The sequence below is a fragment of the Pirellulales bacterium genome (genome assembly GCA_019694435.1).
Lineage (GTDB): Bacteria > Planctomycetota > Planctomycetia > Pirellulales > JAEUIK01 > JAIBBZ01.
Genome location: JAIBBZ010000066.1, coordinates 1 through 11,661, shown reverse-complemented (window position 1 = coordinate 11,661; position 11,661 = coordinate 1). Strand labels below are relative to the sequence as shown.

The 11,661-nt window shown below is 65.6% G+C and carries 10 protein-coding genes; 3 read left to right on the top strand and 7 right to left on the bottom strand.

The window, feature by feature from the left end:
* Positions 1–47 precede the first annotated feature (47 nt).
* The 5 genes from K1X74_22970 to hisD form a co-directional block, all read right to left on the bottom strand.
* The gene (locus K1X74_22970; protein MBX7169214.1) at positions 48–1,736 is read right to left on the bottom strand and encodes a DUF1080 domain-containing protein; all 1,689 of its coding nucleotides are present in this window, start codon (positions 1,734–1,736) and stop codon (positions 48–50) included.
* A 95-nt stretch (positions 1,737–1,831) separates the two neighbouring features.
* Positions 1,832–2,419, bottom strand: coding sequence for an antibiotic biosynthesis monooxygenase (locus K1X74_22965; GenBank protein MBX7169213.1), 588 nt, complete (start codon positions 2,417–2,419; stop codon positions 1,832–1,834).
* A gap of 170 nt (positions 2,420–2,589) precedes the next feature.
* Positions 2,590–3,183, bottom strand: coding sequence for an imidazoleglycerol-phosphate dehydratase HisB (gene hisB / locus K1X74_22960; GenBank protein MBX7169212.1), 594 nt, complete (start codon positions 3,181–3,183; stop codon positions 2,590–2,592).
* Between the two features lie 16 nt (positions 3,184–3,199).
* A complete protein-coding gene (hisC, locus tag K1X74_22955) occupies positions 3,200–4,246 on the bottom strand; it encodes a histidinol-phosphate transaminase (protein MBX7169211.1) in 1,047 nt (348 codons plus the stop codon).
* 42 nt (positions 4,247–4,288) lie between these two features.
* The gene (hisD, locus tag K1X74_22950) at positions 4,289–5,656 is read right to left on the bottom strand and encodes a histidinol dehydrogenase (protein ID MBX7169210.1); all 1,368 of its coding nucleotides are present in this window, start codon (positions 5,654–5,656) and stop codon (positions 4,289–4,291) included.
* A gap of 176 nt (positions 5,657–5,832) precedes the next feature.
* Between hisD and K1X74_22945 the strand changes: the two genes are divergently transcribed.
* A complete protein-coding gene (locus tag K1X74_22945) occupies positions 5,833–6,918 on the top strand; it encodes an aminotransferase class I/II-fold pyridoxal phosphate-dependent enzyme (GenBank protein MBX7169209.1) in 1,086 nt (361 codons plus the stop codon).
* Between the two features lie 321 nt (positions 6,919–7,239).
* Complete coding sequence (locus tag K1X74_22940) at positions 7,240–8,370, top strand: hypothetical protein (GenBank protein ID MBX7169208.1); 1,131 nt, start codon at positions 7,240–7,242, stop codon at positions 8,368–8,370.
* A gap of 84 nt (positions 8,371–8,454) precedes the next feature.
* Here the strand turns inward: K1X74_22940 and K1X74_22935 are convergent, their stop codons facing one another.
* Both K1X74_22935 and K1X74_22930 read right to left on the bottom strand, forming a co-directional pair.
* Positions 8,455–9,009, bottom strand: coding sequence for a cyclic nucleotide-binding domain-containing protein (locus K1X74_22935; GenBank protein MBX7169207.1), 555 nt, complete (start codon positions 9,007–9,009; stop codon positions 8,455–8,457).
* Positions 9,006–10,241: a glutamate dehydrogenase gene (locus K1X74_22930; GenBank protein MBX7169206.1), complete on the bottom strand. Its 1,236-nt coding sequence runs from the start codon at positions 10,239–10,241 to the stop codon at positions 9,006–9,008. The genes K1X74_22935 and K1X74_22930 overlap by 4 nt, the downstream gene beginning before the upstream one ends.
* A 256-nt stretch (positions 10,242–10,497) precedes the next feature.
* On the opposite strand from K1X74_22930, the gene K1X74_22925 reads away from it, so the two are divergent.
* Positions 10,498–11,661: hypothetical protein (locus K1X74_22925; GenBank protein ID MBX7169205.1), on the top strand; the 1,164-nt coding region annotated here is incomplete at its 3' end.

The following is an 11,661-nucleotide window of genomic DNA, read 5'->3' as shown; positions in this document are numbered from 1 at the left end:
CTTGCGCGCCGGCGCGGTCGTCGTGCTCAAGGGACATGGCACCGTGGTCAGCGACGGCGCTCGTGCAGATATCGTTCGTACTGGCAACCCGGGGATGGCAACGGGCGGGACGGGCGATGTGCTGACGGGAGTGATCGCCGCGCTGCTGGCGCAAGGGTTGCCGCCGTTCGAGGCGGCGCTCCTGGGCGCCCACCTGCATGGACTGGCGGGCGACCTGGCCGCGGCGCAACTCGGACCGTGGTCGCTCGTGGCAAGCGACTTGCTCCGCTTCCTGCCGCCGGCGTTCGTTGCGCACAAAACTGCCACCGACGGCGGCTGATCGACGCGTCGCGCGTGTCGGCCGTCTGCGGCACGAGGAGCCGCAGCTCAGCGTCGGTTAGGGCGCGCGGCCACAGCGTGATCGTGGCCAATTCGCCCTGGAAACCATGCGCGATTTCCTCGTCGTCCGTCGCGGCGCCCAGCAGGATCGGCGCGGCGCTGGGCCGCAGCGCGCCGCTTGCCGGCCGTTGATCCAACCGTTGACCGTCGCAATAGATCTCGATTTGCTGGCCGTCGTAGCGTCCGACGAAGTCGTGCCAGGCAGCTCGATCAATCTTGGCGAGCGGAAATCCGGCCGAGAACGTTCCCGACGCCGTGCCGACGGTGAATTGCAGTGTGGGCTCGTTGTCTCCGCCGGCTTGCGCCTCGCCGAGGCGAAAATTCAAGGCCTCGGCCGTACTGCCCTTGGCGACCAGCGTTCGCGGTGAGCTTGCCTCGGGCAGGTACGCGCGAACATGAACGGTCAAGGCCTCGCCCGGAAAGCTCCAAGCCCGAGGCGCGTTGAGGTCGACCTGGGCATGAAAATAGCCGTCGTCAAGCCGCGCGACGCGCTCGCCGGGAAGTGCCCGCAGGGCCGCGCTGACCTGCTCGACCGCCACGCCGCCCACGGTGGCCAAGGGCGGTTGATGCGCGCTGGCGCGCTCGCCGAGATCCCAGGCCAAGGCGGCATCGGCCAGCAGCGCCTCGCGCGAAGCAGCGGACGCGGTCTGCAAACGTTTCAGCCGCAGCTTGCGGAACTGCGCCTTCATCGGCGGTCCCGTGTGCAGTTGCATCGCCAGGATGCCGCGCGGTTCGAAGCTATCCGGGTCGTCGTCGAAGACCTCGGCAATCAAGTTCCCGTTGACGAACAACTGCAGATGGGGCCCCACGGCGATCAGGTGATACTCGTGCCACTCGTCGAGCCGAAATTCGGGGTGTGACGAGGCCACGGGCAGCGCTTCGACGCTGCGCTCGCCCGTGGGCAGGAATCGCGCACGTTCACCTTCGCGGGCCAGATCGTGCCGTCCAAATTCGTAGTAGAGCCGGGCGCGCCACGGTTGGCCGAAATTGTTGTCGACCTGGTAGCCGGCGACATCTCCGTTCGGCAACCGTCGGCTGCGAAATTGGAACCCGCCGTTGGTATCGGGCGTTGTCGATCCCGTGAGTCGAAACTCGAGCTGCAGCTCAAAATCCTCGACCAGGCCACCCTGCCAGACCAGGTATTGATTGAGCGACGGCCGGTGATCGGGGCGGATGGTGCCAGTGATGGCCTCGTCTTCGACCGTCCAGAAAGAATCGTCTTGGCCGCGCCACCCATCGAGGGTCCGGCCATCGAAGATCGGCGAGAAGTCGTCGTCAGCCGGCGCGCCAGCCCCCCAGGCGCACGCGAGCGTGCACCAGCAGACGAATACCTGTGCCCATGTGCGTCCGATGATCATCGCCACCTCCCACGACAAGCGGCGTCCATGCGCGGACGGCTTGCGCGTCAGGCAGCGATTTTGCATCCCGGCACGGACGGGGGCAATCGGCCGGCTCAGGCAGCCAGGGATTCGGCCTGCAGGGCCGACTGAGTGGTGCGGCGCACCCGATGGGGGACGAAGTCAAGCCACGGACGAAAGATCCGCGTCAACCATGGCATGACGACCCACGCGAGCGACGCCACCATCAGGCCGGTGGTGAGAATCGAATACACCGCGCGCGGCAGCGTGAACAACTGCGCCGGCAACACCGACATCCAGAACAGCGCGACCGGGTAGACCCCGAGCCAAGTGATCAACGCCATCTTCCAGCGCGGCGGCGCAGGACGCGAAGTCCGAAAGAACGCCTCGAAGCCGTTGAGCTGCCGGCGTATCGGCGGACCGTCGACCAAGTGAGCGACCGAGTGCTCCCAGCGTTGATAGCGTTGCGAGCGATAGAAGTCGCGGCAGGCCCATTCCGAATCGAACGAGCGGAGAATGCCGAATTCCGGTTCATCGGTTTCCGGCACCGGCTCGATCAGGTGGATTCCCGTCGTGCCAGGTTCGTGCAAAGAGTCGCGGGCAAATTCACGCAATGCCGCGGCAAACTCGGCTTCGCGGCCGGGTTTGACGCGGCGAGTTATCGCCAGGTGAACGGCATCCATGTTGTTTGACAGTGTGAGTGCGGCGTTAGGTTGAAAGCGACACCCCAGAGATGCAACCTGCGTACCATCGGTCGAATGTGCGAAGAACTGCCGAAAATCTAGGCAGATAACCGCCGCAGCCGCCGTCGTCCGCGCAACGCCAGCGCACTGGGGGCATGCAACGCAGGCTGCTAGCCGTCGAGCGAGCCCTTGGTGCTGGGCACGCCCGTCATGCGGCCGTCCGGTTCGACGGCCATGCGCAGTGCCCGTGCCGTGGCCTTGAAGACGGCCTCGGCGATGTGATGGCTGTTGCGGCCGTGATGCAAGAGCACGTGCAGATTGCACAGGGCGTTCGCGGCGACAGCCTGCCAGAAATCCTCGACGAGTTCGCTGTCGAATTCACCGATCTTGGGCGACGGAATCGGCGCCTGAAAAACCAACGCGAAACGGCCGCTCAAATCGACCGCGGAGGTGACGAGCGTCTCGTCCATCGGCAGCGTGAAATGGCCGTAGCGCCGAATGCCGGACTTGTCGCCCAGCGCCTGGCGCAGTGCCTGACCGAGGCAAATGCCGACATCCTCGACCGTGTGATGCGCGTCGACGTGCAGGTCGCCTTCGGCCGTGACGTCGAGATCGAAACACGCATGCCGGGCCAACAGCGTGAGCATGTGATCGAAGAACCCCACCCCCGTGCGCACGTCCGCGCGACCCGTACCGTCGAGATCGAGGGCCAGCTCAATTTGTGTTTCGGCGGTCCGGCGTACGATTGCTGCTTTGCGCGTCATGGATGTTTGGCGAGCACTAGAGAAAGCTTTGCAATAGATTCAAACAAGCATCGACCTGGTCGTCCGTGCCTACCGAGATTCGCAGACCATCGCCCCAGCCTGCATAGTTCATGTACCTCACCAGTACCTGGCTTTGCTTCAGCCGCTCATAAAGCGGCTTCACCGCGATCTCGGGATGCGGACACCAGACAAAGTTGGCCTGCGATTCGACGGCCGCGAAACCCAAGCCGCGCATGCCGTCGGTCAACCGGCGCCGCGTGGCGAGAATCTTGCGGCGCGTTTCGACCAACCAGTCCTGGTCGTCGATCGCTGCCACGGCTCCGGCGATCGACAGCGCATCGCAGTTGTACGAATCCTTGACCTTGGTCAAGCCTTCGATCACGTGCGGCTGCGCCACGACAAACCCGAACCGCAGTCCTGCTAAAGCGTACGACTTGCTCAGCGTGCGCGAGACCAGGATTCGGTCGCTTTGTGCCACCAAGTCGACGCAGTTGGTCTCGGCAAAATCGGCATAGGCCTCGTCGACCAACAGCGGGCACGGCAATCGCCGGGCCAAGGCCAGCACCTCGGCCGGCGGCACCACCGTGCCCGAAGGGCTGTTCGGGTTGGCCAGGAACACCAGCCGGAGCCCTGCGCCCGGCTCACCGAAGGCCGGCTGCAAGCGCCACTCGCGATCGAACGGGACGGCCTCGGCGACGGCACCTTGAATGCCGGCCAGCGTTTCGTAGAGCACGTAGCTGGGATAGGGCAACCGCAAGCGTTGGCCCGCGCCGACAAAGGCCCGGGTGACGATCGTCAGAATGTCGTCGCTGCCGTTGCCACAGAGAATCCACGACGGATCGACTCGCAACAGCGCGGCGGCACGCGTGCGAAACGCGGTCGCCAACGGGTCGGGATACTTGCTCAGGCCGCCCCTTAGCGTGGCCTCAATGGCTCTCGTCACGGCCGGTGACGGGGGATATGGATTCTCGTTCGTATTGAGCTTGATGAACTTGCCGGCCTGCGGCTGTTCGCCGGGGGCGTAGCCGGTCAGACGATCGATCTCGGGACGAAAGTAGGACATCAGCGAGCCGGTTCCTGCGTGCAGCGAATCGAATTCCACGGCCTAAGTGCGCGGACGCAAGCGCACTTCGACGCTTTCGCGATGCGCGGTGAGTCCTTCGATCTCGGCCAGGCAGCGCACGTCGGCAGCCAGCCGCTCGAGGCCGGCGCGATCAAAATGCAGCACGCTGTTGCGGCGCAAGAAGTCGTTGGCTGAAAGCCCGCTCGCCCACCGCGCCGTGCCGCCGGTAGGCAACACATGCGAGGGACCGGCCGCATAATCGCCCACGGCAACCGGCGTGTACGGCCCCAAGAACACCGCACCGGCGTGAGGGATCTTGTCCAACCAGCGCTCGGCATCGGCCGTGGCGATGTGCAGGTGTTCCGGCGCGATCTCGTCGGCCAGCCGGCACGCTTCGTCGCCGTCGCGCACCAGGATGATCGCCCCGAACTCCTCCAAGCTGGCCCGCGCCAGATCGCCTCGCGCCAAATCGCCCAATTGCCGGTCGAGTTCGGCCACCATGGCGTCGGCCACGGCCGCGCTCCACGTGATCAGGACACTGGCGCCGGGAGAATGTTCGGCCTGCGCCAGCAAATCCGCGGCCACGAATTCGGGCGGCGACGATGCATCGGCGAGCACTACCACTTCGCTGGGGCCAGCGATCGAATCGATGTCGACCTCGCCGTAGACGAGCTGCTTGGCGAGGGCCACGAACAGGTTGCCCGGCCCGACGATCTTGTCGACGCGCGGCAGGCCCGAAATGCCATAGGCCATCGCGGCCACGGCCTGGGCGCCGCCCAGGCGATAGACCTCGGTCACGCCCAACTCGTGGCAGGTGGCCAAAAGGTGCGGGTTATACGCGCCAAACGGCGTCGGCGGGGCGACGACCGCGATCTCGCGAACTCCGGCCGCCTGCGCCGGGACGGCCGTCATCAGTACGGTCGACGGATACGCGGCCGCGCCGCCCGGCACGCAGATACCCACCCGGGCCAACGGCAGATAGCGCTGCCGTAGATAGCCGCCGGGCCGCTCGACCTGCACGTCGCGGTGCAAGATGGCCCGCTGAAACTCGAGCACGTTGTCGCGCACCTGGCGTACGGCTTGGAGCAAGTCGGCGGGTGCCCCGACATGCGCAGCGGCCAGTTCGTCGGGACCGACGCGAATCGTCTCGGCAGTCAGGCGCGCGCGGTCGATTCGCGCCGAATAGTCGAGTACGGCCGCCAGCCCCTGGTCGCGCACGTCATGGCAGATGCGGGTTACGACCTCGCGCGGTGAAAGCGGCTCGCCGAACACCTCGATGGTCCGGCGCCGGCCTGCTTCGCTGACCACGTCGCCCTGCGGGCTGAGTTGGCGGCGCAACTCGGCCAGCGCCGCGCCGATATCGTCGCGCCGGGTGTCCAGTCGCCGAATCTTCAAATGTCCCACGGGCAAACTCGCGCAGATCGCCTCGCGGGCGACAAGCCAATCGGGGTACGGCCCACTGGGCCGCGCAAGGTTTTATTCTGACCCGGCACCGCGAGACCGAAAAGGGGGCGGTAGAATGACTCGTCCGCCAGGAGTCGCGGTGCCCGATTTCCGCCCCCCCGATCCCACGAGATGCCCCCACGATGAATGCCCGCCCGATCGATTTGCGCAGCGACACGGTCACGCGTCCCACGGCGGAGATGCGGGCCGCTATGGCCAACGCCGTGGTCGGGGACGACGTGTTTGGCGACGACCTGACCGTCAATCGCCTCGAGGCCCGCGTCGCCGAATTGCTGGGCAAGGAGGCGGCGATCTTCGTCCCCTCGGGCACAATGAGCAATCAATTGGGCGTCCGCGTGCATTGCTCGCCGGGCGACGAACTGATCTGCGAGGCCGAGTGCCATATCTACTATTACGAGCAAGCCGGCTATGCGCAGTTGGCCGGCGTCGCGGCGCGGACCGTCGCCGGGAAGGAAGGCATACTCGAACTCGACCAGCTACGCGAGCTGATTCGCCCCGAGGACGACCACCAACCGCGCACGCGTCTGGTGTGTCTGGAGAACACGCACAATCGCGGCGGGGGCCGTGTGCTGCCGTACGACGGCGTCGCAGCGATCTGCGCCTGGGCACACGAGGCGGGACTGCGCACCCATCTCGATGGCGCGCGGCTGTTCAATGCCGCGGTGGCCACCGGCATCCCGGCCCTGCGCTGGAGCAGTCACTTCGACACCGTGAGCGTGTGTTTCAGCAAGGGCCTCGGTGCCCCGGTCGGATCGGCGCTTGCCGGCACGCACGAGGCGATTCGCCTGGCGCGACGCCATCGGAAGTTGCTCGGCGGCGGCATGCGCCAAGCCGGCATCATCGCCGCCGGCGCGCTGTGGGCGCTCGATCATCACATCGAGCGCCTGGCGGAAGATCATGCCCATGCCAAATACTTCGCCGAACGCGTGGCCGCGATCAATGGCCTGAAACTGCAAGGCACGGCAATTGATACCAACATTGTTTATTTTCGCGCCGATCCCAGCCTGGGTTCGGCCGAATCGCTCTCCGCGCACCTGGCGGCCCGCGACGTGTGGATCTTGCCGATTGGCCCCCAAGCGCTGCGCGCCGTGACGCATCTCGACGTCAGCCGTGCGGAGATCGAGCGTGCGGCCGACGTGTTGGAGCAGGTGATCGGCGGACTGCGCGGTTATGACGCACCCACGCGGCGCGATACGCGCTTGGTCTGACGACCGACTCGTCCGGCCATGGCGGCTGCTAGCACTTTGAAATGCGTGCTTCTGCGTCGCAAAACCGCAAATGCTAGTGTGACACTCCTATAAAGCTCTGCCGGTTGTGGCGATGAATCTTCGTGCGCTTGCGAATTGACTCGCAACTAGGCATCGAACTGCCTGGCCGCTGTTCAAGCGCGCAGAGTGCCCCCGCCGAATCAACACAGCAGTGCTTCGAGCGGCATGTTGGAACATGCCCGGAAGCGTTTGTCCCCGCGGCACGGATCGGCCGTCATTCGGGGGCCCACAAATCGCAAATGCGCCACGGAGGGGGCCTCGATGCGAAGACATTCTTGGTTGGTGTTGAGCGCGGTAGTCGGCCTGTTTAGCAGCGGAATGGCCGGTTCCGCCTGGGCTCAGCAAGCCGGCTGCTGCGCCCCGGTTGCATGTGCTGGAAATTGCGGTTCTTGCGGCGTTACGGGCTGTACCGCCTGCGGGAACTCTGCCGCCTGCGGTACCTGCTCGGCCTGCGGACAATGCGGCACCTGCAACGGTGGCTGCTGCGGCGGTTGCAGCGACGGTTGCTGCGGTGGCTGCTGTGACGAATGCTGCCTGTGGCCCTACGGCGAAAGCCGTCTGTTCGGCCTGATCGGCCCGTCGGATCGCGACTTCATCGACTTCGTCAGCCCGATCTCGAATCCGCTGTTCTTCGAAGATCCGCGGACTCTGACCGAATTGAAGCCGATCTTCGCGGAGCACGTATTCCCCGAGAACAATGCCGTGCTGCAGGGCGGCGACGCGCAGTATTACGCGTTGCAGTTCCGCTTGGCACTGACCGAGCGGTTGTCGATCATCGCGCCGAAAGACAGCTGGATCAACATCCACTCGCAAGGCGTTGGTGATCGCGACGGCTTCGCCGACACGGCGCTGGGGTTGAAGTACAACGTCTACAAGAACGCCGACACCCAGACTTTGCTCAGCGCCGGCTTGACCTACGAGGTCGTCACCGGCCAATCGGAAGTGTTCCAGGGTGAAGGCGACGGCGAGTTCCACTTCTTCCTGAGTGGCGGCCAGCGGTTCGGCGAGAACTTCTTCCTGCTTTCGGGCGCCGGCGTGCGTTATCCGCTCGACGACGATCTCGGCAGCGACATGTTCTACTGGTCGAACAGCCTCGCGACCCGCCTGATTACCGGCTCGCAAGCCGGCACCGGGCTGTACCTGATGACCGAGTTGAACTGGTTCAACTGGATGCGCAGCGGCAACGCCGTGCCGTTCAACTTCGAAGGCCTCGACCTGATCAACTTCGGTTCGAACGACGTCGCGGGCAACAACATCCTGACCGGCTTGATCGGTGCGAAGTGGAAGCCGACCCCGTTCCAAGAAATTGGTAGCGGTGTCGAAACCGCCCTCACCGAGCGGGAAGACATCCTCAACCACCGCGTGTACCTGCACTACATCGTGCGGTACTAAGCGGACAGAGAACGCGGCGAGTACTTTCGGGTGGCAAACCGCCGGCGGGCCAGGACAACCTGGCCTGCCGGTTTTTGTTGGGGTTCACTCGCCGGTACGCAAACCGGACGCGAACATCCTGCGGCGCAGCTCTTCCCATTCGGCGACCTGCTTGGGTGTGCCGTCGCGGTCGATCAACTCGGTGATCCAATCGTCCATGCGCCGCAGCCGGTCGGCGAGCGTCGACATCGCGTTGAAGGCCAGTTTGTACGGCGCGCACGCCCCGTCCGAGATCAGCTCGTCGAATTCCGAGCGGTCCAGGCAGAGCAACTGCACCGCGGTCTCGGCCACGATCGCGGCCGAGTGCGGCGCGGCATGAAAAAAGCTCATCTCGCCAAAATGCTGGTACGGTTCCAGGGTCGCCAGCACGACCGGTCGCGGCAGCGTGATCCCGGCGCGGCGACGCTTCAGCACCTGGCACCGGCCCGACAGCAGAATCCACAACTCGCGGGTATCAGCCCCTTCGGCCATGATCTCCTGGCCGGGCAGAAACTCCAGCAACCGGGCCGCGTGAGCCAATTGCCGGCGCTCGGTCTCGTTCAGGCCGGCCAGCACGGGGATCTTGAGCAGGGTCTCGCGTGTCGGGCCGCCGGTATTCATTTGATGCCTCCGAGCACCGTGGCCCGTCCGACGCGCTCGATGCCCTGGATATAGGCAGCCGTGCGGAGGCTCACTTTCCGCTGCGCCGCCAGGCTCCAGACCTCTTCGAAGGCCGTCGACATGGCCCGGTCCAATTCCTGGCGCACGCGATCGATGCCCCAGCGATAGTACTGCCGATTCTGGACCCACTCGAAATAGCTGGCCGTCACGCCGCCCGCGTTGGCCAGGATGTCGGGCAACACGACCACACCTCGCTCGTCGAAGATCGCATCGGCGTCCGGCCGAATCGGTTCGTTGGCGCCCTCGACGATGATGGGGGCCTTGACGCGCGGCGCATTTTCGGCCGTCAGCACGCCGCCCAGCGCCGCCGGCAGCAACACATCGACGTCCAGTTCGAGCAACTGGGCACCGCTGATGTGCTCGGCCTCGGGATAGCCCGCGAGCGAACCACCGTGGTCACGCGCCCAGCGGCCCACGTCGCCGATGTCGAGCCCCAGCGACCGGTAATAGGCGCCGCTCACGTCGGCCACGGCCACGATCTTGCAATCGGCGTCGTGGAGAAACCGCGCGGCGTGCGAACCGACGTTGCCGAATCCTTGAATCGCGATGCGGGTGTTCGACGGTTTGCGCCCCAGCCGCCCGAGCAATTTCATCGTCACAATGCCGATGCCGCGCCCGGTCGCCTCCTCGCGCCCGGGCAGACCGTACATCTCGACCGGCTTGCCGGTCACGCTGGCCGGGCTGAAGCCGTGATACTTCATGTACTGGTTCATGATCCAAGCCATGACCTCGGCGTTGGTCCCCATGTCGGGCGCCGGGATGTCGGTATCGGGCCCGAACATGTCGTGCAGTTCGTCGACGAATTTGCGCGTCACGAGCTCCAGCTCGCGGCGGGACAGTTTTGCCGGATCGAGCGCGATGCCGCCTTTGGCCCCACCGTAGGGCAGGTTGACCACGGCGGTCTTCCAGGTCATGAGCGCCGCCAGCGAACGCACCTCGTCGAGGTCGACTTGCGGATGAAAGCGCAGGCCACCCTTCATCGGGCCCCGGGAATTGTCGTGTTGCACCCGGTAGCCGATGTAGGTGTTCAGGTCGCCGTTATCCATTTCGACGGCGATCTGTACGGTGACCTCCCGTTTGGGAGTCAGCAGCAACAGCCGCATGTTCTCGGAAAGCTGCAGGTGATCGGCGGCACGATTGAAATACAGGCGCGTGGCGTCGAAGGCCTTCATCGACAAGGTTGCTCCTTCCTGGACGGCCGCACGTTCAGGTGGTGCGGCTAACCAATCATATCCCACCCGGCCCGTCGGGGACCGGACGAATCGACCGTTTTCGCGCGGTCCAAGGTACCCCGGCCCGCGCAATTTTGCCCTGCGACCCCGGGGCGCGGTAGATTCAGAAGTAACGGAACAGGAACTCTCTTCTGCTCGGGGCGCGTCGCTTGCCTACGGTCTGCCAGCGACTCGAGGCGGCGTTCGCGGTGAGGCCATGTCGCAAACGGTCGACGACTTCTGGCGTTTGTCCGTCGACGCGGGGCTGATTTCGCCCGAGCGTCGCGGCGAACTCGACCGCGAGTTCCGCACGCAGCGCGGTGCCGCGGCCACGTCCAAAGATCTGGCGAAATACCTGGTCGAACGGCGCGTGATCAGCGGATACCAGGCCACGGTGCTCGCGGCCGGTCATCCCGGTCCGTTTCATTACGGGCCCTATCTGGTTTTTCACCGTCACTCTTCTGGGCCCCTGGCACAGATCTTTCGCGCGCGTCATCTGCCGACGCAGCACGTGGTCCTGCTGCGATTCTTGACCGGCGAACGGTCGAGCGACGCGGAGACCCTGGAGCGCGCCGCCGCGCGGGCCGCGTACGCTGCCCAACGCAACGAGCCGCGCTTGAGCCAGGCTTGGACACTCGTCGATTTGGCGCAATACAAGTTCCTCGTCGCCGAGGCCCTCGAAGCGGCCCCGCTCGCTGTCTGGATGGCCAAGGCCGGACCTCAGCCGATCGGCGAGGCCTGCCGGGTAGTGCGCGAAATCGCCTTGGGCCTGGTGGCTTTGCACGCCGCAGGCGAGATCCACGGGGCCGTACACGGCGGCAATGTGCTGCGGCACGCCAATGGAAATGTGCAACTGCTCTCCTGGCCGCTCGTGGGCGATCCGCTCGCTCCGCAATCGTCGGTCTGCGACGAGCGCGCGATCGCCACTGCGCGGGCCCTCGGCGAGCAGGCCGGCAGCAGCTCGCCAGAGCAAGCGGCCACGGCGCTGTGCGTGGCGCCCGAGCTGCTCGTGGCGAGCAGCGAGCCTGACGCTCGCTGCGACGTCTACGCACTGGGCTGGTTGCTGCTGCAATTGCTCACCGCGCCGCAGCAATCGCCCACGGCCCACGAAGTGACCGCCGTACTCGTGCTGCGCAAGGGTGCCGCGACGCCCTGGGCGGGCGCGGCAGAGAGGTTGCCTTCGCAGGTGCAAAAACTTCTGTCGTATTTCCTCGCGCCTGATCCGGCCGCGCGTTATCAGACGGCCGCGCAAGCCGCCGAGGCCTTGAGGGTCTATGCCGAGCGGTCGCCGCTGACGGTACCGGCGCCGGCCCCTGCCGCGACGGCGGCTGCCTATCGTGCATGGCTCGCAGTGCAAGCGCCGGCGCCGAGCTCCTCGTCA